Raw genomic sequence first — 23501 nt, 5'->3', positions numbered from 1 at the left:
GCCCTCGTTTGCCGCCTTCCTGCACCCCGAATTATTTAGGGGAGGGTCTAAATTACACATGTTCAGTAGTGCTGTAATCAGGAAAGTTTCCCGACCGCAGCAGCGATTTCTGGCAATGCAGCACGGGCAAACAGCTCTTCAAAATCAGGGAGATGGCCAAGGACTTCACGGTTGCAGGCATCCTGATAAATGATCCAGCCGTAAGTCGCCAGGCTATCCATGGAGCGAATGTTACGTTGCGTCAATGCCGCTTTGTAATCGGCCATACGTTTCGCGGCGATCAGGCTGGCCAGCTCGTCATCGCTGTAGCTCTCAATCGCGGAGCGCGCGTGACGTTGCAGCTTGCTAATCAGCGTAAAATCTTCGGTCATCAGCAGATTACGTACCGCTTTCTCGACTGCCGCATCCTCCACCGCGGTGCCTTTCGGCAGCTTGCCCAGCGCCAGCTGCTGCGCAAGGCTGAGAACGGTGTAGTTGTTCAGCAGCACAAACATCTCCAGCGTGTCGGTCGCGCCGTAAGCCGGTACTGCGCCATTGGCAATGGTTTTACCGTCACGCCAGGCGGATTTGAACTTCGCTACCTGATGCGCAGCCAGCGACGTCGACAGCTCTTCGAGCAGATCTTTGCGCGATTTGGCCTTCAGAATCTCGGTGCCATCCTGATACAGCAACAGCGAACGCGGCATTACGTAAACAAAGTGGTGGCACTCGGTTTCCCAGTTATCCAGCAGCCATGCGGCACGTGGGGATTGGGTCGCTTCCAGATGCCAGTTCAGCATGGTCAGCACCGCTTGTTTATGCACCTGCGCCATTTCATCTTCATCGGCGATGGAGCCAAACAGTACTGAATCACCCGCTGCGTGTGCCGCCAGCGATCCATACGGGTCGTACTGGTAAGCGAAACCGCCGCTCATGCCGTTGCCGAAGCCTTTACCGAAGGTGCCAAGGTTGAGGATGGCGCCGTTGGTCATGTATTCGCAGCAGAAGTCGCCGACGCCTTCCACTACCGCGGTTGCGCCAGAGTTACGCACCGCGAAGCGGTCACCCGCCTGGCCCTGAACAAACAAACGACCACCGGTAGCACCAAACAGGGCGAAGTTACCGATCAGCACGTTGCCGTCGCTATCCTGTGCACCGCCGCCCGGTGACATCACCACCAGCTCGCCGCCGCATTGGCCTTTACCGACGCCATCGTTACAGGTGCCGTAATGTTTCATCTGCATGCCGTCGTTGCAGAATGCGCCGAACGACTGGCCGGCAGAACCGCTGGTGTTGATCAGCACGGTGGCTGGCGCCAGATAGTGACGACCGCGATCGTCTTTCAGCACCGCTGGCAATGCTGCCAGTTGCTCTTTCGAGAGTTCATGGTTCAGCATGCGTTCGATATCGATCGCCAACTGGCCACCCACGCTCTTGTTACGGTTGTTCAGCGTGATGCCGGCGCCCAGCGCGATTTCACGGCTTGCCTCGCCAACCAGCTGGGTTTTCAGTTCGTTGACCCAGCCATCATCCAGCTCAAAGTCTTTTTCCAGATAGACCGGCTTAGCAATTTTCTGCTCTGGCACCACGGTTAACATCGCGCGCAGATCCAGTTTGCCGACTTCCAGCGGGTGATCCATCAAGTGCAGCAGATCCGAGCGGCCACGCGCTTCACGCAGTGAACGCAGACCAAGGCGGGCAAGGAACTCACGCACTTCCTGCGCCACGTTGATGAAGTACTGCGCCAGCTGACGTGGATCGCCATCAAAGGCTTCGGCGTTAGTGGTTAAACCGGCCGGGCATTTGACGTTACAGTTTTTCGCCATCACGCACTTCAGCATCATCAGCGCGGTGGTGCCGAATTCGAAGCTGTCGCCACCGAGCAGGGCAGATTTGATGACATCGCTGCCGGTCTGCTGCGCGCCGGAGCAGCGCAGCTGTACTTTGTCGCGCAGGCCATTGGCACACAGCGCCTGGTGTACTTCGGCGATACCGATTTCTGCCACGCGGCCGGTATATTTCAGGCTGGTGACCGATGCTGCACCGGTACCGCCGGTGTTACCCGCGACGTTAATCACATCGGCGCCGGCTTTTGCCACGCCGACGGCGATGGTGCCGATGCCTTCAGATGAAACCAGTTTTACAATGACGCGCACGCGCGCGGCTTTGCAATCGTGGATCAACTGAGCCAAATCTTCGATCGAATAAGTATCATGGTGCGGTGGCGGTGAAACCAGCTCAACGCCCGGCGTACCGCCACGCGCTGCCGCAATCTCAACGGTCACTTTCGGTGCCGGCAGCTGACCGCCTTCACCTGGCTTCGCGCCCTGACCGATTTTGATCTCCAGCTCTTCCAGCATTGGGTCAGCCAGATAAGCCGCCCACACGCCGAAGCGACCTGATGCCAGCTGTTTAATGCGTGACGCGCGGATGGTGCCGTGACGTGAATAGTGCTCGCCACCTTCACCACAGTTACTCATGCCGCCAACCATGTTAGTGCCGTGTGCAACCGCTTCGTGCGCAGGCGCCACCAGCGCTCCGTGGCTCATCGCGCCCGACGCAAAGGTCCGGGTGATTTCATGTGCCGGTTGGATCTCTTCCAGCGGCAGCGATGGCAGCGCGGTGAAGATCAGTGACAGATAATCCGCGGCTTTGCCGTAAGCGGTGATGTGCAGTACACCATCAGCCACATTGCTGCTTTCGATATCATCGATAAAGCGGGTTTTCAGTGCACGTGACAGCGCTTCCAGACGCTCATTCTCAGGCTTCAGGCCAGCAATCGCATCAATCAGGCGCAGCTCAAACTGGTTCAGGCTGCCGTTCACCGCTTCGCATTGCAGACCACGCGTAGCGAAGCCGTTGTTGACCAGCGAGTAGCGGCCCAGCTTGCGACCGAATTCGGCTTCGCTATCCACGTGCGTTAAATCGCACGGCAGCGCGAGGATGTCACGCAGCGCCGCAGGACGACGTTTACGTTCAGCGTGCATCAGGCCGGAGAACTGACGGTAATCTGGTGTGATGGCAAAGGTGTCGATCACATCATTCGGGATGCGCTCGAAGCTGCTGTCTTTAAAGGCTTCCGCTTTGATATTGAAAGCGTTATCCAGCTTGGCCAGCGTCATCAAACGAATAAAGTTGTCCTCTTCGCGCTCTTTGTTAGCAAAACGAATTGGTTGTTCCGTCATATCAATAAAGGTACGTACCGCAATGGTGCCGTACGAGTGGCCAGCACCTTCTGCGCGCTCTTTGAACAGGCCGAGCAGCGGGACTTCCGCTTCGCCCTGAATTTTTAACGAACTCTGATGCCAATCAACCGCCATTTGGGCGATAGCCGGGAAGCCTGCGCCGCCGACCGGCGTTTTGATATTCGGGAAGTATTTCTTCAATACCGGATCTTCAGTATCAAGGAAATTCGGCTCAAAGAACTCGCCGCAGCTGTAGCTCTCAACCGTACACAGGCCCACTTTGCCCATGGTTTTCATCAGCGCTTTTTCAGCGGCTTTGGCATAGCGTTTAAACGCTTTATTGCCCTCTACACCTTCACCGAACTTCTCTTCCGCACGCATCTGCACGCCGAGTGGGTAAACGGCAGAAGCACCGAAGCCCAACGTGGCGGCGATATGGTGTGAAGAGATGCTCTGACCGCTTTCTACTACCAGCGAAACATCCAGACGCAAACCTTCCTGCACCAGACGCTGGTTGATCGCCGACACCATCAACAGCATCGGGATCGCTGCATGGGTTGAGGAGATGTGGCGGTCGGTAATCACGGCGATGCCGCCTTGCTGGCGTGCGAAATCCACCACCTGCTGCGCTAAGTCATCGATGGCTTTTTCCAGCGCGTTGGCGTTGGCTGCACGGCTGACGATATCTTTACCGACTACCGGCTCATACAGCATCTCGAAGCGCGCGTAAGGAGCGACGGTTTGCTCGCGCAGGCGCAGCATGTCGAGGTGCGTCAAAATCGGTGTTGGCACAATGATCTGCTGGCCCTTGCTGCGGCCAAGGTGCGGCTTAGCGCCGAGGGCAACACGCAGCGTCATGCCGTCCGCTTCACGGATGGAGTCGAGCGGCGGGTTAGTCACCTGCGCAAAGCGTTGCGAGAAGTAGTGAGCCATGCCTCCTTCATGGTCGGACAGGCCGTTGATGGCGTTGCCGTAACCCATGGCTGAGATCTTCTCAGCGCCGGTTTGCAGCATCGGGTCCATCATGAATTTGAAGCTTTCCTGGTTGTAGTAGTAGGCGACAAAACGCTGATAGGTTTGCAGGTCACCACGATAACGCAGCGGAGAACCTAACTGTTCAGCCTGGATTTCTGGCAGATCTTCCAGATCGACGCGCGCTTTGCTCAGCAGGGAGAGGTAATCCTTCTCTGCTGCCAGTTTTTCCAGCGCTTCCACGGTGGTGTAAGAGCGCTTCTCTTGGTGATCGTAATAAAGCATGCCGCCGGCTTCGATACGGCCACGACGCAGCACGCTTTCTGGTGGGAAGGCGATCTGGCCCGCTTCAGACATGGCACCGATATACTCCGCCGTTTCAACGGAACGCAGCGGACGCAGGCCAAGGCGGTCCAGACGGGCGCCAATCACTTCTCCGTTACCAAAGATTAGCGCGGCAGGGCCATCGTTCTTCTCTTCATATAATGAGAAGTACTCGAGCATGGCGCGTACTTCATTAGAGAGCGAGGTATCGTTCTCCCAGGCCGGAGGCATCATGGACACCACCGCGGTGATCAGGTCGAGATTATCTTCCATCAAACGGCTGTGGATGCTTTGGTCCAGACGGGAGCTGTCGGACTGACCTTTAGGACGGACAATTTTCTTACCGCGCGCCAGCATCAGTGCCGCTTCGGCGATACGATTTTTACGATCGGTGTTCAGCTCGCCGTTGTGCGCCATCAGGCGGAACGGCTGAGCCATGGTGGTATGCGGATCGGTGTTGGTGGAGAAGCGGGTATGGAAGAACAGCCCGCGCACCTGATGGTCCGCATCGGTTAAATCTTTGAAGTACGGAATCACTTCGTTGGAGTTCAGGCGGGCTTTAAACACCTGCGTGCGCGAGGAGAGCGACAGCGGATACAGACCGCCGAATTCGCTTTCGGTAAAGGCACGCGCTTCGATATCCAGCAGCGCGCGATAAATCTGGCGTTCGAACTCCAGTTGTTCAGTCACTTCCTGCGGCGCAGCAAACACCCACTGCACAATTGGCAGCTGGAATGGCAGGGCGGCGGGTCGTGTTACGCTGCCGTCGAGCGGCATATCGCGTTTCACTAATACCGGGAAGTTGTGTGCCGCCAGCGTTTCTTCTACCAGACGCTCAGCATTAGCTCGCAGTTCAGCGTCTTTAGGCACAAAGAAGTTACCCACGCCAAACCGACCGGCTTCCAGCGCCATGCCCGTAACCTTACGGAAGAAGTTCAGGGAGAGATCGACGTTAACACCCGCGCCATCGCCCACGCCTTCGGCAGACATGCCGCCACGGTGCGGGACCGTGCAAAGCGCGCTATGGGCCATCTGCAGGATCTCATGGGTCTGCTCGCCGTCCTTACGGGTAATGAAACCTACACCACAGCTGTCACTTCCGGCTGATGGATCATACAAACCATAGGGATTCGGTTTTTGCGTGGACATTGAGAGTCTCCTTAAACTTCTTTTGACATTACCTGCATTATTTCGCGTACTGCCGCGTTACTGAGTCAGACAACGTGGCGGTATCAATTCTTGTGCCGCTCATAAAGAGCAGGCGTCGCAACACCGAGCAAGGGCTCTCCAGACACTGTTGTCACGTCCTTAATGAGCTGCTCTTTAATCCGGTCTCTTTCGGGAGATAGCTTGCATCTAGAGGGAGTCTTCTTGCTGCATAGATATGCCGAGACACAGGCCCACAAGGAAAGCTCCCAGTGGAATTCCAACTTATCGGGAAAGCGAACTCAGGTCAAATAGCCAGCTTTGTTGAGGGTAATTGGCTTTTATGTCGCTTAACTAAATGATTAAAAAGACTTTATTGCGTAAATATATGTCAATCTCCCGCTGCGCATTCCCCCAGGAAGTGTGAGCCGTCTCACTGTGACCCAGCCCTCTGATATCTAAACAATGCTGGCAGGTATGCTTATAACAGCATTTAATTCTGCTGAGGGGGGTTCACACACAGCATGTATCTGTTTTTCTTATGGCGTCATATTTGAATCAAAATGGGGCTGCCATTAGTAAAATTAATCATGCGGGGCGTGATTAAAAAATCATTTAAGTTGAATGGGTATGCAATAAAGGCGCGCAACCATTACGACGAATGGCTGCCAGAGTGCTGATTAGCACAGGATGTTGAGAAAAGGCCCGCAAAAGCGCGGCCCTCCAGATTATTCAGTTGGCAGAATTAGTCAAGCGCTTTGCGCATATAGAAGGGAACGTCGGCGAAATGCCGCTGTGGTGCACCATTACAGGGCATAACCCGCGCGATATGGCAAGGCGAAGCGGCGCGGCGCGGCGCGGCGATAAATACGCTATCATGAGCCAGATTTCGTTCAGGGAGCTCGTTATGAAACAGATTCGTCTTTTAGCGCAGTATTACGTTGATTTGATGGTCAAACTCGGCCTGGTGCGCTTTTCACTGCTATTGGCATCGGCGCTGGTGGTACTGGCGATGGTGGTACAGATGGCGGTCACCATGGTGTTGCGCGGCCATGTTGAGAGCATCGACGTGGTGCGTTCGATCTTCTTCGGTCTGTTGATAACGCCCTGGGCAGTCTATTTTCTTTCGGTGGTGGTCGATCAACTGGAGGAGTCACGCCAGCGCCTGTCGAAACTGGTGGATAAGCTGGAAGAGATGCGCACGCGCGATCTCGAGTTGAATCAGCAGATGAAAGAGACCATCACCCAGCTTAATCAGGAAATTAACGACCGTATTAAAGCCGAACAAGCGCGTGAGCAGGTGATGGACAAGCTGCGCGAAGAGATGGCGCGGCGCGAACAGGCACAAATCGAGCTGGAACAGCAATCCTCCTTCCTACGCTCCTTCCTGGATGCATCGCCGGACCTGGTGTTCTACCGCAATATTGATAAGCAGTTCTCCGGCTGTAACCGCGCCATGGAACTGTTAACCGGCATGAGCGAAAAGCAGCTGATCGGCCTGACGCCGCGCGATATTTACGATGATGAAGCCGCCACCAAAGTGCTTGAAACCGATGAGAAGGTGTTCCGTCACAATGTGTCGCTGACGTACGAACAGTGGCTGGAGTATCCCGATGGGCGCAAAGCCTGCTTCGAGATCCGTAAAGTGCCCTATTACGACCGCGTGGGAAAACGCAGTGGCCTGATGGGCTTTGGTCGCGATATTACCGAGCGTAAGCGCTATCAGGACGCGCTGGAGAATGCCAGCCGCGAGAAGACCACCTTTATCTCTACTATTAGCCACGAGCTGCGTACGCCGCTTAATGGCATTGTTGGGCTAAGTCGCATCCTACTGGATACCGATCTCAATCAGGAGCAGCTCAAGTACCTCAAAACCATTCATGTTTCGGCCATCACGCTGGGCAACATCTTCAATGATGTCATCGAAGTGGACAAAATCGAACGCCGCAAAGTACAGCTGGATAATCAGCCGCTGGATTTCACCGGCTTCCTTGCCGATTTGGAAAACCTCTCCGGTCTGCTGGCGCAGCCCAAAGGACTGAGGTTTGTCATGGCGCCAGAGTTGCCGCTGCCGCATAAAATCTCGGCGGATGGCACGCGCTTGCGTCAGATTCTCTGGAACCTGATTGGTAACGCGGTGAAATTTACCCAGCAGGGCGAAATCGTGGTGCGTGTTGCTTATTGTCAGGACGAAACGCTGCACTTTGAAGTGCAGGATTCCGGCATGGGCATTCCGCAGGAAGAGCAGGATAAGATCTTCGCGATGTATTACCAGGTGAAGGATCAGCATGGCGGCAAACCGGCGACGGGCACCGGTATTGGTCTGGCGGTATCGCGTCGGCTGGCACAGGCAATGGGCGGCGATATCAGCGTGAGTAGCGTTGCGGGGCAGGGTTCCTGCTTCACCGTCGAGATCAACGCGCCACGCGTCGCTGAGGAGGTTGAGGACGACAATCTGGATGACAGCATGCCATTGCCGGCGCTGCACGTACTGCTGGTGGAAGATATTGAACTCAACGTCATTGTGGCGCGTTCGGTACTGGAGAAGCTGGGCTGCAGCGTTGAAGTCGCAATGACCGGTACGGACGCGCTGGCGATGTTTGATCCGCAGGAGTTCGATCTGGTGTTGTTAGACATCCAGCTGCCGGATATGACCGGGCTCGATGTATCGCGCGCCATTCATCAGCGTCATGCTGGCACATCCTTGCCGCCGCTGGTGGCCCTGACGGCAAACGTGCTGAAAGACAAAAAAGAGTATCTCGATGCAGGCATGGATGATGTGTTGAGCAAACCGCTTGCCGTACCGGCGTTGACGGCGATGATCAAAAAGTTCTGGGATTATCAGCCGGAGCAGGAGGCGTTAGTTATTGAGTCCTCAGCCGAGCAATCACGCATGCTGTTAGATGTGCCAATGCTGGAGCAATACATTGAACTGGTTGGCCCAGGATTGATTACGCAAAGTCTCACCATGTTTGAGCAGATGATGCCGGGCTATCTCGAGGTGCTGGATTCCAACATGATGGCGCGTGACCAAAAAGGCATTGCGGAAGAAGGGCACAAAATCAAAGGCGCGGCGGGTTCGGTTGGTTTACTGCATTTGCAACAGTTGGCGAAGCAGATTCAGTCGCCGGAGTTGCCAGCGTGGTGGGACAACGTACAGGAGTGGATCGACGAGCTAAAACAGGAGTGGCTGCAGGACGTGAACGTGTTACGTGAGTGGGTTGCGGAGCGGGAAAAAGTACAGGACGTTAGAAAAAAATGACCCCAGTCGAAACTGGGGTGCGCGAATACTGCGCCAACACCAGGGAAATCGGTACTGCTGCTATTATTAGAGGTCGAATAAAAAAGCAACAGTTTGGTATTGGTTAACGCTTCAAAATCACCTTAACAAATTCGCCAATGCTTGCGACAAGATTCATTAAATTGTGTGATGTTGAGCAGCGATTAAATACAGAAAACATTAATTTGCTGACACAGTCAAGCAAGGAATTAATTTCTTTGCCATATTGCACCTTTTTTGACCAATTAATCTGTTTTTTGCCTGGTTTTGCTTCACTCGACAGCAGGAAAAGGCTGGCAGATGCGGCGAAAAACTCAATCGGGCGAAAAATTGAAGTTAAGTAAGATTAACGTGCTGATATTAAATAGTAAATTTCCATTTCCCGCTGGGTTATCCAAAACGTTTTGGAAACCATCAGCAGAAAGTTCCAGTTTCCAGTTTAATGAATTATGTAAACCAAACGTGCGATAAATCGCTTTACCAATACTGCGCCAGAATGTGCACAGGATGGCACCAATTCAGCGGTGTTTTTCAGAATGGTCTTGCTCAACAATGAGCATCTTCGAACACTACTAAAAATTATAGTTAAGCTTTGTGAAAGATTTTACGTGAGCGATATCACATTTAGTTAAGTGTGCAAGCCTGCAGCACCTGCCCGGGGTAACGCGATGGAACCGATTCCTTTTTAATGGAAGTGCTTGATGTGATTGGCTCTAATAGAGGAACGTTGGTTGCGTAGGCAACAATTAACCCTCTTAGCATTGGGTGTATGAGGATAAATTTTGGTGGTGAGACGCGAGTGTTCGCTATCATGACTTGGGTGATTGATTAATACAGGGAACTGGTAAGAGAAAATTGCATGAGTAAGAGTAAAGGGACGCTGGGAAAACGAATTAAACTGCTGATTGCAAAAGTACTGCTCGCCTGGCTTGGCATCTGGCTAGCGGGCATTTTGTTGTTTGCATTTATACCTGTGCCGTTCTCCGCGGTGATGGTCGAGCGGCAGATTGGTGCCTGGTTCAATGGGCGCTTTGATTATGTGGCGCACTCGGATTGGGTCGGCATGGATGAGATTTCACCGTGGATGGCCCTGGCAGTGATTGCTTCGGAGGATCAAAAGTTTCCTGAGCATTGGGGTTTTGACGTCGATGCCATTCAGTCAGTGCTGGATAACGAGGGTAAAGAGCGCATGCGCGGCGCATCAACTTTGTCGCAGCAGACGGCGAAAAATCTGTTTCTCTGGGATGGGCGCAGCTGGATGCGCAAAGGGCTGGAAGCGGGATTAACGGTGGGAATAGAAACCGTCTGGACTAAGCGTCGCATCCTGACGGTTTATCTGAATATTGCTGAATTTGGCGACGGTGTGTTTGGAGTCGAAGAGGCTTCCCAGCGCTACTTCCATAAACCCGCCAGCCGCCTGACGATGTCGGAAGCGGCGTTGTTAGCGGCGGTATTGCCCAATCCGATCCGTTTCCGCGCCGATGCGCCCTCAGGCTACACTCGCCAGCGTCAGCAATGGATTATGCGTCAGATGCGGCAGTTGGGCGGAGAGGGTTTCCTGAATCGTTACAAGCTGCACTAAAACGCTCAGTCTTCGTCGAAGCCCGCTTCAAACAGTTCAATAACCGCTGCCAGTGCCTGCACTTCCTGCGGACCACTGGCTTCGATTTCAATATGGCCGCCTTTGGCTGAGTCGAGCATCAGCAGCGCAATCACGCTGCTGGCTTCGGCTTCAGTGCCGGACTCATTGCGCAACAGCACTTCCGCATCAAAGCTCTGCACCAGCTCAAACAGCTTCATTGCCGGGCGCGCGTGCATGCCCAGTTTGTTTCGAATCTCAACGGTTTGCTTCACGCTCATGATTTACGTTTTTCCAGAGTGCGATGACGAGACTGCACGTTTTTACCGCGTGAGCGGAAATAATCTGCTAGTTGTTCAGCGATATACACTGAGCGATGCTTCCCGCCGGTACAACCAATGGCGACGGTCAGATAGCTACGATTATTGGTTTCCAGCATCGGCAGCCACAGTTCCAGATAGCTGCGCGTTTGATAGATGAAATTATGCACTTCAGTGTGACGATCAAGAAACGCCGCTACTGGACGATCCAGACCGGTCATCGGACGCAGTTTGGGATCCCAGTGTGGGTTCGGCAGGAAGCGCACGTCGAAAACATAATCAGCGTCAATCGGAATGCCGTGCTTAAAGCCGAACGACTCAAACACCATGGTCAGCTCACGCTCACGTTTGCCTAGCAGACGCGTGCGTAGCATTTCTGCAAGCTCATGGACTGACATTTCTGATGTATCAATGATCAGGTCCGCGCGCGAGCGCAGTGGCTCCAGCAGATCGTTCTCTTCATCAATGGCGCTTTCCAGCGACAAATTTTTGCTCGAAAGCGGATGCAAGCGACGTGTATCGCTGTAGCGACGGATTAGTGTATTGCGATCGGCATCAAGAAAAAGTAGCTGCGGCGAGAAGGTGTCGGGCAAATTATTGAGTGCGGCTTCGAACACTTCCGGCGATTCAGGCATGTTACGCACGTCAATGCTAACCGCCGCAGAGATGTTGCGTTCAGTTAAGGTATTCGCCAACTCTGGCAACAGCACGACCGGCAGGTTATCAACACAGTAAAAACCCATGTCCTCAAGGGCACGCAGCGCAACTGACTTTCCTGAGCCTGAACGACCGCTAACGATCATCAGCACCATCACATTTCTCCCGTTTTAAACCGGCGAAGACGCCGGTAAAAGTATTTGTCGCTTAAGAGTGTGCTTCCTGAGCTTCTGTGATAATGGCGTAGAGCTCTTCGTCGCTTTGTGCCGCGCGTAAACGACGGCAGACGGTTTTATCCGCCAGACGCTTGGCGACAAGCGAAAGCGTATGCAAGTGGGTTTTGCACTGGTCCGCGGGCACCAGCAAAGCAAACAGGAGATCAACCGGCTGGTTATCAACCGCATCAAAAGCGATAGGCTGATCAAGGCTGATAAATACGCCTACAGCGCGTAACGTGTCCTCCTCCAGCTTGCCGTGTGGAATGGCGATGCCGTTGCCAATGCCGGTACTGCCCATACGTTCGCGGGTGAGGATTGCTTCGAAAAGCGTCTGGTGCGGCAGATTGAGCTGCTTCGCTGCCAGCTCGCTGATAATTTCCAGCGCGCGTTTTTTACTCTGGCAGTGTACGCCGCTACGGGTACAGTCCAGGGAAAGGACCGAGCTCAATTCCAGTGTTAGATCGTTGTTCATCATCGTTTCACTTGCGAGTTCACATAGCCGCAAGGAGCAGACAATGGGTTTCATTGCCCTGCGCCCGTTGGCGCTTGCGCAGATGACAAAACGGGGCGGTTAAATCCGCCCCATCCTGGCTCTAAGTGCCGAATCAGTCAGCACTCTGCAAGCGTGAAGGTTAGTGTTTTTTCAGTTTGTCTTTGTGTTTGGTCAGCTGACGGGAGAGTTTATCGATTAACCCGTCGATGGCCGCGTACATATCTTCCGCTTCCGATGTGGCGTGCAGCTCCCCGCCGTTGACGTGCAGTGTTGCATCCGCAATCTGCGTTACCTTCTCTACTTTTAGAACAATATAAACCTGATTGATACGATCAAAATAGTGTTCCAGTTTGGCAAATTTGCTATTTACAAATTCACGCAGAGGTTCGGTAATTTCAACATTATGTCCGGTAAGGTTTAGCTGCATAGGTCTTCCTTCTTCGTTCGGTCAAACCAATTGCTTACGCTGGTTTGAGGGCGGTATAGATAAAGACTCGCGATATTTAGCAACCGTACGTCGCGCTACCATGATGCCCTGATCGGATAACATGGAGGTCAGTTTGCTGTCGCTCAAGGGTTTTGCGGGATTTTCCGCAGAGATCAATTTTTTTACCAGTGCACGAATCGCCGTGGAAGAGGCTTCGCCGCCGCCTTCGGTGTTGACGTGACTGGAGAAAAAATACTTCAATTCAAAGATGCCACGCGGGCTGTGTAAATACTTCTGCGTGGTGACGCGGGAAATGGTGGATTCATGCATATCAACGGCCTGAGCGATATCCGCCAGTACCATCGGACGCATGTGCTCCTCACCCTGCTCAAAAAACGCCTGCTGCTGTTCAACGATACAGCGTGTCACCTTCAACAGCGTGTCGTTGCGGCTCTCCAGGCTCTTAATCAGCCACTTGGCTTCCTGTAAGTTGCTGCGAATAAACTGATTGTCACTGTCATTACGTCCGGCACCGCCCATCGCAGCGTATTGCTGATTGATCTTCAGGCGCGGCATGCTGTCGGAATTGAGTTCAACCGTCCAGCGTTTGCTGACTTTACGCACCAGCACATCGGGAATCACATATTCCGGCTCGCTGGTATTGATCGACTGGCCTGGACGCGGATCGAGCGACTGAATCAGCAGCATCGCGTCCTTTAGCACCTCTTCCTTTAGACGCGTGACGCGCATCAGGCTGCGGAAATCGTGATTGGCCAGTAAATCGAGATGTTCGCTAACAATCAAACGAGCTTCTGTCAGCATGGGTGTTGCGGCGGAATATTGCGATAGCTGAACTAACAGGCAATCACGTAAATCGCGCGCACCTACGCCCACCGGATCGAAACGTTGTACGCGTTTCAGCACGGCTTCGACTTCTTCCAGCGTCAGCTCTTCATCGCCAATACTGTCATAAATGTCTTGTAAGCTGACGGTGAGATAGCCGGTGTCGTCAATGGCATCGACAATGGAGGTGGCAATGGCACGATCGGTATCGGTGAAAGGCGTCAACTCAACCTGCCACATCAGGTAATCCTGCAGCGATTGAGTCGTTTCACCCTGATAGACCGGCAGTTCGTCGTCCTGATAATCGGTACCTGTGCCGGAAGGGGTACCAGCGGTATAAATTTCATCCCAGGTCGCGTCGAGCGGCAGCTCCTCGGGCATATCCTTCTGTTCAAGTGCTTCGCGCGTGTCTAACGAATCGCTTTCCTGATCCTGAAATTCGCGTGCGTCGACTTCTTCATGCAGATCGGTTTGTTCAAGCAGCGGATTGCTTTCCAGCGCCAGTTGGAGTTCTTGCTGGAGTTCAAGCGTAGAAAGTTGCAGCAAGCGAATTGCTTGCTGCAACTGTGGTGTCATCGCCAGCTGTTGGCTGAGCCTGAGTTGCAAACCTTGCTTCATAATTCGGTTAGAATTTCCTAAGCAAACGTAGGGTGTTACAACACCTTATCAGAGTCTGAACTCTTCGCCCAAATAAACACGCTTAACCTGCTCATCTACAAGAATTTCATCAGGCGTGCCATGGGCAATCAAATGTCCCTGGCTGACAATATAAGCGCGTTCACAGACTGCGAGGGTTTCACGCACATTGTGGTCGGTAATCAACACGCCAAGGCCACTGTCGCGTAAATGCTCGATGATTTTTTTGATGTCGATAACCGAAATGGGGTCAACGCCGGCAAAAGGTTCATCCAGTAGAATAAATTTCGGATTCGCTGCCAGTGCACGAGCAATTTCCACACGACGACGCTCACCACCTGACAGCGCCTGGCCCATGCTGTCGCGCAAATGTGCAATATGAAACTCTTCCATTAGCTCGTTGGCACGATCCTGGCGCTGCTCTTCCGTTAAGTCATCACGAATTTGCAGTACAGCCATCAGGTTGTCGTACACGCTCAGGCGGCGGAAAATCGAGGCTTCCTGTGGCAGATAGCCGATGCCGCGACGTGCGCGTGCGTGCAGCGGCAGAATGCTGATATCTTCATCATCAATCACGATACGCCCCGCATCGCGCGGCACAATACCTACTACCATGTAAAACGTGGTGGTTTTACCCGCACCGTTGGGGCCCAGCAGCCCGACAATCTCACCGGATTTTACCTGCAGGCTAACATCTTCCACCACGCGGCGGCCTTTGTAGGCTTTCGCCAGGTTCTCAGCGATTAGTGTGGCCATAGCAATCAGTTACTCTTTTTAGGGCTCGCGGAGGAACCGTTTTTATCCTGCAGCTGCGACGGTACCAGAACGGTGGTCACGCGCTTGCTCTCACCCTGGCTGAAAGCCTGCATCTTCTGCTCTTTCACCAGGTATGTGATGCGGTCGCCTTTAATATTGCTATCCTGCTGCTGAATAAAGGCATTTCCCGTCAGCTCAACGAAATCGTTCGCCAACTCATAGTGCAGCTTACTGGCATGGCCTTGCACCGGCTTACCGTTATCCTGCATTTGATAGAAGGTGGCTGGATTACCGTAGGCATCAACGATAGTTTTCTTACTGTCGCCACCAGGACGTGTTACCACCACTTTATCGGCGGTAATCTTGATTGAACCCTGGGTCACAATCACGTTGCCGGTAAAGGTCGCGACGTTGCCTTGCAGGTCCAGCGCCTGATTGACCGAGTCAATATTAACGGGTTTGTCTGAGTCGCCAGTTAACGCCAGCGCGGGCAAACTGGTTGCCAGCAGGGTACTCACCAGCAATAACTTAAGGCTGTTTTTGTTCATTTTGAATTTCATAGGAAGTTTTGACCTTTTCAAGCAGCTCAGCATGTTTCGTCCGTAAATTGCCGCGCATTTTCATGCCAGTGGAATTAAAACTGCGGCCAAAAAGGGTGACTTGATCGTCAGACGTCACGTCCTGGGTGACCAAATTTACCTGAGCATTATCGGTAAGGATGCGCTCAAGCTGTGAATCCTGAGTCAACGTATTGACGACAACGTTGCCATACAGATAAAGCATACGATCTTTAGTCAGCTTTGCCTTATCGGCACGCACCGACCACGTCGGCACTTTATTTTCGTCATACGTGGTCATCACCGGATGATCAAACCAACTTACTTCATCGGCTGAAAAGTAGGTCACTTTATCCGAGACAAGCTTATAGCCCAGCGCACCCGTAGGGTTATACACCACCGTATTGGATTTCTCGCTGGTGTAAGTTGGCTCTTGATCGTTGGTCGCCACCGGCGTTTTGTCGTCATCCTGGTTGGTGAGATTCCAGCCGATCAGCACCAAGGCGATCAAGGCTAAAATCAGCGTCATCCAACGCCTGCTCTTACTCATATTGATTGCCCTTTGGCATCCTCAAATTTGTTCTGCGCGATCAAAATCAGATCGCACAACTCACGTACTGCACCGCGTCCGCCGGCAATGCGGGTAACATAATGCGCGCGCGGCAGTAAAACCGGGTGAGCATCGGCAACGGCAACACTTAACCCCGCCTGCGCCATTACCGGCCAGTCGATCAGGTCATCGCCAATGTACGCCACCTGCTCAGCCGTTAATGACAGTTTATCCAGGAGTTCACGCCAGGCCAAAAGCTTATCTGATTGTCCCTGGTAAAGATGCGTAATGCCGAGCGTCTTGCAGCGATCTTCTAGCAGTTTTGCTTTGCGGCCGGTAATAATAGCCACTTCAACGCCGGAGGTCAGCAGGCAACGCACGCCATAACCATCGCGCACGTTAAACGCTTTCAGCTCTTCACCGCTGTTACCCATATAAATCACACCATCGGACATGACGCCATCGACATCACAAATCAGCAGGCGAATCTGCGCGGCACGCGCCATCACCTCTGCGCTCACCGGACCGTAGCAGGTCTCAACCATCGCCGTTTCAGCACTCATTATCTCTTCCTGTTCAGACCACGCCAGCGCGCAGCATGTCATGCATATGTACCACACCGAGCAGGCGATCGTCATCGGCCACCAGCAGGGCGGTGATGTTTTTGTTTTGCATCAGATTAAGGGCGTCGACCGCTAGCATATTAGGGCGTACGCGAATGCCGCCGCTGGTCATGACATCCTTAATGCTGGCCGTCTGGAAATTGATGCCCATATCGAACACGCGACGTAAGTCACCATCGGTAAAAATGCCTTCGATTTTCATCAGGTCATCAACAATCACCGTCAGGCCGAGATTCTTACGCGTAATTTCCAGCAGGGCATCGCGCATGGACGCATCCCGGCTTACGTGCGGGATCTCATCGCCGCTGTGCATAATATCGCTGACGTGCAGCAGCAGTTTGCGGCCCAGCGCACCGCCAGGATGCGAGAGCGCAAAGTCTTCCTGGGTAAATCCGCGTGCTTCCAGCAGCGCCACGGCCAGCGCATCGCCCATCACCAGCGTTGCCGTCGTGCTGGTGGTCGGCGCCAGGCCAAGTGGACAAGCTTCCTGCGGCACTTTTACGCACAGATGCACATCTGCAGCGCGGCCCATTGCGCTATCCGGGCGTCCAGTAACGCAAATAAGTTGCACCTTCTGGCGCTTTAATACCGGTATCAGCGCCAGAATTTCACCGGATTCACCGCTGTTGGAAATCGCAATGACCACATCGTTAGTGCTCACCATGCCGAGATCGCCATGGCTGGCTTCGCCGGGATGAACAAAAAATGAAGGCGTACCGGTACTGGCAAAGGTCGCGGCCATTTTTTTACCGATATGCCCGGATTTACCCATGCCCATCACCACCACTTTGCCGCGGCAGGCAAAGATCATCGCGCAGGCGCGGTCGAAATCATCATTGATATATTGATCAAGCTGCTCCAGCCCTTCGCGTTCGATGCGCAGCACCGCTTTTCCCGCTCGCTGAAAATCGAAATCCGGTTGCTGATATGACATGCCAGTCCGTCCTTAATAGCTTGTGATAAGCATGGGGCTGAACCACAACCACAGCACCCACGCGACAAATCCACCTAATAATAGCGTGCCTGCGATACGACCAATGCGGCGCTTGCGCAGCAGACAGAGCAGGGCGAACAGCACGCTAACTGCCAGCATCACCCAGTAATCACGCGCAAAGGCATGCGCATCAATGCTGCCGGGATGAATCAGTGCCGGCAGGCCGAGCACAATCGCCAGATTGAAGATATTGGCGCCGATCAGGTTGCCGATGGCGATATCGTCTTCACCTTTCAGCGCGCCAGCCACGACGGTCGCCAATTCAGGCAAGCTGGTGCCAACGGCAATCAACGTCAGGCCCATCACCAGTTCGCTCACACCGAAGTAGTCGGCAAAGACGGTGGCGTTGTCGATTACCATGCGTGTCGACATCGGCAGAATAATCAGTGCGACCGCCAGCCAAAGAAAAGCCACGGTATTGCCAGCTTCATCGCGCGGCAGTTCGGCCAGCTGTTCGCGGGTGAGAGTGTCGTTATTATCACGTTCAGCACGGCGGGCGATGCGGATCACCACCAAAAGATAACCCAGCGCAATCAGCAGCAGCGCGACGCCGTCGAGACGACTGAGATGATTATCAAACAGCATGATGCCGCTGAGCAGCGAGACGAGCAGCATTAATGGCAGTTCGCGCCGAATCAGATTGGAGTGTACTGTCAATGGGTGCAGCAGCGCCGCGCCACCCAGAATTAAAAGTATATTGGTGATGTTGGAACCCAGCGCGGTGCCAACCGCTAAATCCATCTGTCCGTGCTGTGCGGCCGAAAACGAAATAATCAATTCCGGTAATGATGTGCCAATGCTCACCACTGTCATGCCAATAATTAGCGGTGGGATGCCAAAGGATCGACAAAGGATCGCGGCACTGAATACCAGACGGTCAGCACCGTAAACCAGTAAAATCAATCCGATAAACAGCAAGGCAGAGGCTACGAACATTAAAAATCCTTGATGGATGGAGGTGTCGGCGAACCTTGTCCGACAGGTAAATAGATGCTGCGTGCGGTAATAGGCGCTGATTTTGACTGTCTGAGAGGCAAAAGTAAATTTTAAGGCCGTTTTCGCCACACCAAGTGGGTAAGTTTCTGTAAAACTATCGTGCATTCGAGGTTAACAGGCTAACATCCACAGCTTTGATAACGCCCGATCCGCATAAAAGAGGTAAAGATGATCCAGCAGCAAACGAATCTGGTTGAGGTTCGTGGCGTCAGTTTCACGCGCGGAGATCGTACCATCTTCGACGACATCTCTTTAACCGTACCCGCCGGTAAAGTTACGGCAATTATGGGTCCGTCAGGTATTGGTAAAACCACGCTGTTGCGTCTGATTGGTGGACAATTGCAGCCTGATAAAGGTGAGATTTGGTTCCGCGATCAGAACATCCCGACGCTATCACGCACCAAATTGTATGAAGCACGCAAAAAAATGAGCATGCTTTTTCAGTCAGGTGCACTTTTTACCGATCTCAACGTGTATGAAAACGTGGCCTGGCCTTTGCGTGAACATACGCGGTTACCGCCGGAATTATTGCATAGCACCGTGCTAATGAAGCTGGAAGCGGTGGGTTTGCGTGGGGCAGCTAAACTGATGCCTGCAGAACTTTCTGGCGGCATGGCGCGCCGTGCCGCTCTGGCGCGCGCAATTGCGCTGGAGCCGGAACTGATTATGTTCGATGAACCCTTTGTGGGGCAGGATCCGATCACCATGGGCGTGCTGGTTAAGTTAATTGATGAGCTTAATCATGCATTAGGTTTGACATGCATTGTGGTTTCACACGATGTGCCTGAGGTCTTGAGCATTGCCGATCATGCCTATATTGTTGCCGGACAAAAAATCATTGCCCAGGGCAGTGCGCCGGAACTGCGGGAAAATCCTGATCCGCGCGTGCGCCAGTTTATCGAGGGTCATGCGGATGGTCCGGTGCCGTTCCGCTTTGCCGCTGGCGATTATCTCAGCGACTTGACCCGCTCAGGGAGAACGTAGACTGATGTTGTTACAGGCGCTAGTGTCATTTGGACGTCAGGGGATTAATACCTGTGCCGCTTTTGGCCGCGCAGGCCTCATGCTATTTCATGCGCTGGTGGGTAAGCCGGCGTTTCGTCGACATGCGCCGCTGCTGGTAAAACAGCTATATAGCGTGGGCGTGTTATCGTTGCTGATCATCGTGGTATCCGGGCTATTTATTGGCATGGTGCTGGGCCTACAGGGCTATCTGGTGCTCACCACCTACAATGCGGAAACCAGCCTTGGCATGTTAGTGGCGCTTTCGCTGCTGCGTGAACTGGGGCCCGTGGTGACGGCGTTGCTGTTCGCGGGCCGTGCGGGTTCCGCATTGACGGCGGAAATTGGGTTAATGAAAGCGACTGAGCAGCTCTCCAGTATGGAGATGATGGCGGTGGATCCGCTGCGTCGCGTTGTCTCTCCACGTTTCTGGGCTGGCTTCATCAGCATGCCGTTGCTGGCGCTGATTTTTACCGCGGTGGGTATTGCGGGTGGTGCGCTGGTTGGGGTGAGCTGGAAAGGTATTGATCCCGGCTTCTTCTGGTCGGCGATGCAAAACGCAGTGGATTTCCGCACGGATGTCGTTAACTGCATGATCAAAAGCGCGGTCTTTGCCGTCACGGTAACCTGGATTGCGCTGTTTAATGGCTATGATGCCATCCCGACCTCGGAAGGGATTAGTCGGGCGACGACGCGTACTGTAGTGCATGCTTCACTGGCGGTACTCGGTTTGGATTTTGTGCTGACAGCACTGATGTTTGGGAATTGATGCAATGCAAAGCAAGAAAAGCGAAATCTGGGTAGGCGTCTTCATGCTGGCTGCGCTGTTAGCGCTGTTATTCCTCGGTCTGCGCGTTGCCGACCTCAAAACCATCGGCACCGAGCCGACGTGGAAGATGTATGCCACCTTCGATAATATCGGCGGATTAAAAGTTAGCTCGCCGGTAAAAATTGGCGGTGTGCTCATTGGTCGGGTAGCGGATATTTCATTGGATGAGAAGACGCTTTCGCCGCGTGTGACCATGGATATCAGCGATAAATATGCCAATAAAATTCCGGACACCAGCTCATTAGCGATTCGTACTCAAGGCCTGCTCGGCGAGCAGTTCCTGGCGCTTAATTTAGGTTTTGACGATCCCGAACTGGGTTCGGCCATGTTGAAAGATGGCGGTACTCTGCGTGATACCAAGTCGGCATTAGTACTGGAAGATCTAATTGGTCAATTCCTCTATAAGAGCGGTGACAACAAGCCCGACGATAAATCCCAGGGTGCGGAGAGCGCACCAGCAACACCTGCAACAACGGAATAACCTACGAGGTAAAACATGATGTTTAAACGTTTCCTGATGATTGCCATGTTGGCAATTGTACCGCTGGCTGCGACGGCTGCGGACCAGAGCAATCCTTATAAGTTGATGAATGAAGCGGCGGACAAAACCTTCACACGCCTGAAGAATGAACAGCCGAAGATTAAGCAGGATCCCAACTATTTGCGTGAAGTAGTGCGCCAGGAATTGATGCCATACGTGCAGGTGAAGTATGCCGGTGCGCTAGTCCTCGGCCGCTATTATCGTGATGCGACGCCCGCTCAGCGCGATGCCTACTTCGCTGCGTTCGGCGATTATCTGGCGCAGGCTTATGGCCAGGCGCTGGCGCTGTATAACGGCCAAACTTACCAGATTCAGCCGGAGCAGCCGATTGGTGATGCCAAGATCGTGGCGATTCGCGTTACGATTATTGATCCAAATGGCCGCCCACCGGTGCGCCTTGATTTCCAGTGGCGTAAGAACAGCCAAACGGGCAACTGGCAGGCTTATGACATGGTCGCCGAGGGCATCAGCATGATTACCACCAAACAAAATGAGTGGGGCGATCTGCTGCGTACCAAAGGTATTGATGGCCTGACGGCTCAGCTGAAAACCTATGCAGCACAGCCGATCACCCTGGATAAAAAGCAATAATGAGTGAACCGTTACGCTGGCAGCGCACTGCCAGCACGCTGGCCCTGAGCGGCAAATTAGATCGTGATACATTGCTGACGTTATGGCAGGAACGTGACACCGCGGTAGCAGATATCGCTACTATTGATGTCTCGGGGCTGGAAAGAGTGGATTCAGCTGGTCTGGCGCTGCTGGTGCATTTGCGTGAAATCGCGCGGGCACAAGGCAGCGCGCCGCTTTTCAGCGGGATCTCCGATAAACTCCAGTCATTAATTACGCTGTATAACCTGCAGCAGATTATTGTTTCTGCAGAAAAAATCGCCTGATTTCCGCACATCCATGCTAAGCCCCTGATTTATTCAGGGGCTTTTGCGTATTTAAGAGTCAGGCGCTTTCCTCTAAGATGTCTCCCTTATTATTATTAAGTGAAGTAACGAGCGATGGAAAATAGTGAAGTTCAGGCCGTGCTGATGCAGGCGCTACCATTAGAAGAAGTGCACGTACTCAGCAACGATGGCAGTCATTTTCAAGTCATCGCGGTGGGCGAAATGTTCGGTGAACTGAGTCGCGTGAAGAAGCAGCAGGCTGTGTACGCGCCGCTGATGGAATACATTGCGGATAACCGTATTCATGCGGTTTCCATCAAAACTTATACCCCAGCCGAGTGGGCGCGCGACCGTAAACTCAACGGTTTCTAAGCGTCCTGTCGGTTGTTTTGTTGATAGATAATTGAGAGCCGTGTTAATGGACAAATTTCGTGTGCAAGGCCCCACCCGTTTAAGTGGTGAAGTGACCATTTCCGGGGCGAAGAATGCTGCGTTGCCGATTCTGTTTGCTGCGCTGCTGGCTGAAGAGCCGGTAGAGATTCAGAACGTGCCGAAGCTGCGTGATATCGATACCACCATGAAGCTGTTGAATTTGCTGGGTGCGCGCGTTGAGCGCAATGGTTCGGTCCACGTTGATGCTCGCGAAGTTAATGTCTTCAGTGCGCCCTATGATTTGGTAAAAACCATGCGCGCATCAATCTGGGCGCTAGGTCCATTAGTGGCGCGTTTTGGTCAGGGACAGGTTTCTCTGCCAGGCGGCTGTGCCATTGGTGCACGTCCGGTTGACCTGCACATTACTGGCCTTGAACAGCTGGGTGCAGAAATTAAGCTGGAAGAAGGCTACGTTAAAGCTTCGGTAAATGGCCGCCTGAAAGGCGCGCACATCGTAATGGATAAAGTGTCTGTCGGCGCTACCGTTACCATCATGAGCGCTGCGACGCTGGCAACCGGCATCACCATCATTGAAAACGCCGCGCGTGAGCCGGAGATTGTCGATACGGCAAACTTCCTCAACACGCTGGGCGCGAAAATTAGCGGTGCGGGCACAGACAAAATCACCATTGAAGGCGTTGAGCGTCTGGGCGGCGGCGTTTATCGCGTGCTGCCAGACCGCATCGAAACCGGGACTTTCCTGGTCGCGGCTGCGATTTCACGCGGTAAAGTGCTGTGCCGTAACACCCAGCCGGATACGCTGGATGCGGTGTTGGCGAAACTGCGTGATGCAGGCGCCGACATTGAAGTTGGCGCAGATTGGATTAGCCTTGATATGCACGGTAAGCGTCCAAAAGCGGTTAACATCCGCACGGCGCCGCATCCGGGCTTCCCAACTGACATGCAGGCGCAGTTTACGCTGTTAAACCTGGTGGCCGAAGGAACCGGTGTGATCACCGAAACCATCTTCGAAAACCGCTTTATGCATATCCCTGAGCTGATTCGTATGGGTGCGCATGCGGAAATCGAAAGCAACACGGCGATTTGTCACGGTGTTGAAACGCTGTCGGGTGCTCAGGTCATGGCAACCGATCTTCGTGCATCTGCGAGTCTGGTATTGGCGGGTTGTATTGCTGAAGGCACCACCATTGTGGATCGTATTTATCACATTGACCGTGGCTATGAGCATATCGAAGACAAATTGAAAGCGATGGGTGCAAATATCGAGCGCGTTAGCGGCGAATAATTGTTTCCAGCGTGGATTAA

The 23501-nt window shown here is 53.3% G+C and carries 21 protein-coding genes; 9 read left to right on the top strand and 12 right to left on the bottom strand.

Annotated elements, in window-relative coordinates:
* Positions 1-77: 77 nt before the first annotated feature.
* Entirely contained in the window at positions 78-5609 is a 5532-nt protein-coding gene (locus WFL93_RS15455; RefSeq protein WP_007886610.1) for a glutamate synthase-related protein, read from the bottom strand.
* A gap of 904 nt (positions 5610-6513) precedes the next feature.
* On the opposite strand from WFL93_RS15455, the gene arcB reads away from it, so the two are divergent.
* Together arcB and mtgA are read left to right on the top strand one after the other, a co-directional pair.
* Positions 6514-8868: an aerobic respiration two-component sensor histidine kinase ArcB gene (gene arcB, locus WFL93_RS15450; protein ID WP_336778510.1), complete on the top strand. Its 2355-nt coding sequence runs from the start codon at positions 6514-6516 to the stop codon at positions 8866-8868.
* An 877-nt stretch (positions 8869-9745) separates the two neighbouring features.
* A complete protein-coding gene (gene mtgA, locus WFL93_RS15445; protein WP_049851349.1) occupies positions 9746-10468 on the top strand; it encodes a monofunctional biosynthetic peptidoglycan transglycosylase in 723 nt (240 codons plus the stop codon).
* Between the two features lie 5 nt (positions 10469-10473).
* On the opposite strand, the gene npr is transcribed toward mtgA, so the two are convergent.
* The 11 genes from npr to WFL93_RS15390 all read right to left on the bottom strand — a co-directional run bounded on the left by npr (position 10474) and on the right by WFL93_RS15390 (position 18475).
* Positions 10474-10746 (bottom strand): PTS phosphocarrier protein NPr, encoded by a 273-nt coding sequence (gene npr / locus WFL93_RS15440; protein ID WP_007886615.1) that lies wholly within the window; start codon positions 10744-10746, stop codon positions 10474-10476.
* Positions 10743-11597 (bottom strand): RNase adapter RapZ, encoded by an 855-nt coding sequence (gene rapZ, locus WFL93_RS15435; protein WP_049851350.1) that lies wholly within the window; start codon positions 11595-11597, stop codon positions 10743-10745. Before rapZ ends, npr begins: the two co-directional genes overlap by 4 nt.
* 52 nt (positions 11598-11649) lie before the next feature.
* Positions 11650-12132 (bottom strand): PTS IIA-like nitrogen regulatory protein PtsN, encoded by a 483-nt coding sequence (gene ptsN, locus WFL93_RS15430; protein ID WP_175501705.1) that lies wholly within the window; start codon positions 12130-12132, stop codon positions 11650-11652.
* Between the two features lie 160 nt (positions 12133-12292).
* Positions 12293-12580: a ribosome hibernation promoting factor gene (hpf, locus tag WFL93_RS15425; RefSeq protein WP_007886619.1), complete on the bottom strand. Its 288-nt coding sequence runs from the start codon at positions 12578-12580 to the stop codon at positions 12293-12295.
* 21 nt (positions 12581-12601) lie between these two features.
* The gene (gene rpoN, locus WFL93_RS15420) at positions 12602-14041 is read right to left on the bottom strand and encodes an RNA polymerase factor sigma-54 (protein ID WP_007886620.1); all 1440 of its coding nucleotides are present in this window, start codon (positions 14039-14041) and stop codon (positions 12602-12604) included.
* Between the two features lie 48 nt (positions 14042-14089).
* Positions 14090-14815, bottom strand: a complete 726-nt coding sequence (gene lptB / locus WFL93_RS15415; RefSeq protein WP_007886624.1) for an LPS export ABC transporter ATP-binding protein — start codon at positions 14813-14815, stop codon at positions 14090-14092.
* Between the two features lie 5 nt (positions 14816-14820).
* Positions 14821-15375: a lipopolysaccharide ABC transporter substrate-binding protein LptA gene (lptA, locus tag WFL93_RS15410; RefSeq protein WP_007886625.1), complete on the bottom strand. Its 555-nt coding sequence runs from the start codon at positions 15373-15375 to the stop codon at positions 14821-14823.
* Positions 15344-15922: an LPS export ABC transporter periplasmic protein LptC gene (gene lptC / locus WFL93_RS15405; protein WP_049851351.1), complete on the bottom strand. Its 579-nt coding sequence runs from the start codon at positions 15920-15922 to the stop codon at positions 15344-15346. The genes lptA and lptC overlap by 32 nt, the downstream gene beginning before the upstream one ends.
* Positions 15919-16485 carry a 3-deoxy-manno-octulosonate-8-phosphatase KdsC gene (gene kdsC, locus WFL93_RS15400; RefSeq protein WP_007886627.1) on the bottom strand — a complete coding sequence of 189 codons (567 nt, stop codon included), beginning with the start codon at positions 16483-16485 and terminating at the stop codon, positions 15919-15921. The genes lptC and kdsC overlap by 4 nt, the downstream gene beginning before the upstream one ends.
* 13 nt (positions 16486-16498) lie before the next feature.
* Positions 16499-17479 (bottom strand): arabinose-5-phosphate isomerase KdsD, encoded by a 981-nt coding sequence (kdsD, locus tag WFL93_RS15395; protein ID WP_007886630.1) that lies wholly within the window; start codon positions 17477-17479, stop codon positions 16499-16501.
* A 12-nt stretch (positions 17480-17491) separates the two neighbouring features.
* Entirely contained in the window at positions 17492-18475 is a 984-nt protein-coding gene (locus WFL93_RS15390) for a calcium/sodium antiporter (RefSeq protein WP_007886631.1), read from the bottom strand.
* Positions 18476-18703: 228 nt separating this feature from the next.
* Between WFL93_RS15390 and mlaF the strand changes: the two genes are divergently transcribed.
* The 7 genes from mlaF (at position 18704) to murA (ending at position 23481) form a co-directional block, all read left to right on the top strand.
* A complete protein-coding gene (gene mlaF / locus WFL93_RS15385; protein ID WP_007886632.1) occupies positions 18704-19519 on the top strand; it encodes a phospholipid ABC transporter ATP-binding protein MlaF in 816 nt (271 codons plus the stop codon).
* A 4-nt stretch (positions 19520-19523) separates the two neighbouring features.
* A complete protein-coding gene (mlaE, locus tag WFL93_RS15380; protein WP_336778509.1) occupies positions 19524-20306 on the top strand; it encodes a lipid asymmetry maintenance ABC transporter permease subunit MlaE in 783 nt (260 codons plus the stop codon).
* Positions 20307-20310: 4 nt separating this feature from the next.
* Entirely contained in the window at positions 20311-20847 is a 537-nt protein-coding gene (mlaD, locus tag WFL93_RS15375; RefSeq protein WP_007886634.1) for an outer membrane lipid asymmetry maintenance protein MlaD, read from the top strand.
* 18 nt (positions 20848-20865) lie between these two features.
* The gene (gene mlaC, locus WFL93_RS15370; RefSeq protein ID WP_036620259.1) at positions 20866-21498 is read left to right on the top strand and encodes a phospholipid-binding protein MlaC; all 633 of its coding nucleotides are present in this window, start codon (positions 20866-20868) and stop codon (positions 21496-21498) included.
* Positions 21498-21803, top strand: a complete 306-nt coding sequence (gene mlaB / locus WFL93_RS15365) for a lipid asymmetry maintenance protein MlaB (protein WP_007886636.1) — start codon at positions 21498-21500, stop codon at positions 21801-21803. The genes mlaC and mlaB overlap by 1 nt, the downstream gene beginning before the upstream one ends.
* A gap of 114 nt (positions 21804-21917) precedes the next feature.
* Positions 21918-22175, top strand: a complete 258-nt coding sequence (ibaG, locus tag WFL93_RS15360; protein ID WP_007886637.1) for a BolA family iron metabolism protein IbaG — start codon at positions 21918-21920, stop codon at positions 22173-22175.
* Positions 22176-22221: 46 nt separating this feature from the next.
* The gene (murA, locus tag WFL93_RS15355) at positions 22222-23481 is read left to right on the top strand and encodes a UDP-N-acetylglucosamine 1-carboxyvinyltransferase (RefSeq protein WP_007886638.1); all 1260 of its coding nucleotides are present in this window, start codon (positions 22222-22224) and stop codon (positions 23479-23481) included.
* Positions 23482-23501: the final 20 nt, after the last annotated feature.

This window comes from Pantoea sp. USHLN256 (assembly GCF_037149875.1).
Taxonomy (GTDB): Bacteria; Pseudomonadota; Gammaproteobacteria; order Enterobacterales; family Enterobacteriaceae; genus Pantoea; species Pantoea nemavictus.
The sequence above is the reverse complement of the archived record's forward strand: the minus strand, read 5'-3'. Positions and strand labels throughout refer to the sequence as shown.

What these genes read in the sequence shown, in the direction of transcription:
- npr (WP_007886615.1), bottom strand. Translation starts at nt 10,746, where the DNA reads ATGAGCGTGAAGCAAACCGTTGAGATTCGAAACAAACTGGGCATGCAC.
- rapZ (WP_049851350.1), bottom strand. Translation starts at nt 11,597, where the DNA reads ATGGTGCTGATGATCGTTAGCGGTCGTTCAGGCTCAGGAAAGTCAGTT.
- lptA (WP_007886625.1), bottom strand. Translation starts at nt 15,375, where the DNA reads ATGAAATTCAAAATGAACAAAAACAGCCTTAAGTTATTGCTGGTGAGT.
- kdsD (WP_007886630.1), bottom strand. Translation starts at nt 17,479, where the DNA reads ATGTCATATCAGCAACCGGATTTCGATTTTCAGCGAGCGGGAAAAGCG.
- rpoN (WP_007886620.1), bottom strand. Translation starts at nt 14,041, where the DNA reads ATGAAGCAAGGTTTGCAACTCAGGCTCAGCCAACAGCTGGCGATGACA.
- ptsN (WP_175501705.1), bottom strand. Translation starts at nt 12,132, where the DNA reads ATGAACAACGATCTAACACTGGAATTGAGCTCGGTCCTTTCCCTGGAC.
- lptC (WP_049851351.1), bottom strand. Translation starts at nt 15,922, where the DNA reads ATGAGTAAGAGCAGGCGTTGGATGACGCTGATTTTAGCCTTGATCGCC.
- mlaC (WP_036620259.1), top strand. Translation starts at nt 20,866, where the DNA reads ATGTTTAAACGTTTCCTGATGATTGCCATGTTGGCAATTGTACCGCTG.
- mlaE (WP_336778509.1), top strand. Translation starts at nt 19,524, where the DNA reads ATGTTGTTACAGGCGCTAGTGTCATTTGGACGTCAGGGGATTAATACC.
- arcB (WP_336778510.1), top strand. Translation starts at nt 6,514, where the DNA reads ATGAAACAGATTCGTCTTTTAGCGCAGTATTACGTTGATTTGATGGTC.
- mlaB (WP_007886636.1), top strand. Translation starts at nt 21,498, where the DNA reads ATGAGTGAACCGTTACGCTGGCAGCGCACTGCCAGCACGCTGGCCCTG.
- WFL93_RS15455 (WP_007886610.1), bottom strand. Translation starts at nt 5,609, where the DNA reads ATGTCCACGCAAAAACCGAATCCCTATGGTTTGTATGATCCATCAGCC.
- mlaF (WP_007886632.1), top strand. Translation starts at nt 18,704, where the DNA reads ATGATCCAGCAGCAAACGAATCTGGTTGAGGTTCGTGGCGTCAGTTTC.
- hpf (WP_007886619.1), bottom strand. Translation starts at nt 12,580, where the DNA reads ATGCAGCTAAACCTTACCGGACATAATGTTGAAATTACCGAACCTCTG.
- WFL93_RS15390 (WP_007886631.1), bottom strand. Translation starts at nt 18,475, where the DNA reads ATGTTCGTAGCCTCTGCCTTGCTGTTTATCGGATTGATTTTACTGGTT.
- mtgA (WP_049851349.1), top strand. Translation starts at nt 9,746, where the DNA reads ATGAGTAAGAGTAAAGGGACGCTGGGAAAACGAATTAAACTGCTGATT.
- mlaD (WP_007886634.1), top strand. Translation starts at nt 20,311, where the DNA reads ATGCAAAGCAAGAAAAGCGAAATCTGGGTAGGCGTCTTCATGCTGGCT.
- murA (WP_007886638.1), top strand. Translation starts at nt 22,222, where the DNA reads ATGGACAAATTTCGTGTGCAAGGCCCCACCCGTTTAAGTGGTGAAGTG.
- lptB (WP_007886624.1), bottom strand. Translation starts at nt 14,815, where the DNA reads ATGGCCACACTAATCGCTGAGAACCTGGCGAAAGCCTACAAAGGCCGC.
- kdsC (WP_007886627.1), bottom strand. Translation starts at nt 16,485, where the DNA reads ATGAGTGCTGAAACGGCGATGGTTGAGACCTGCTACGGTCCGGTGAGC.
- ibaG (WP_007886637.1), top strand. Translation starts at nt 21,918, where the DNA reads ATGGAAAATAGTGAAGTTCAGGCCGTGCTGATGCAGGCGCTACCATTA.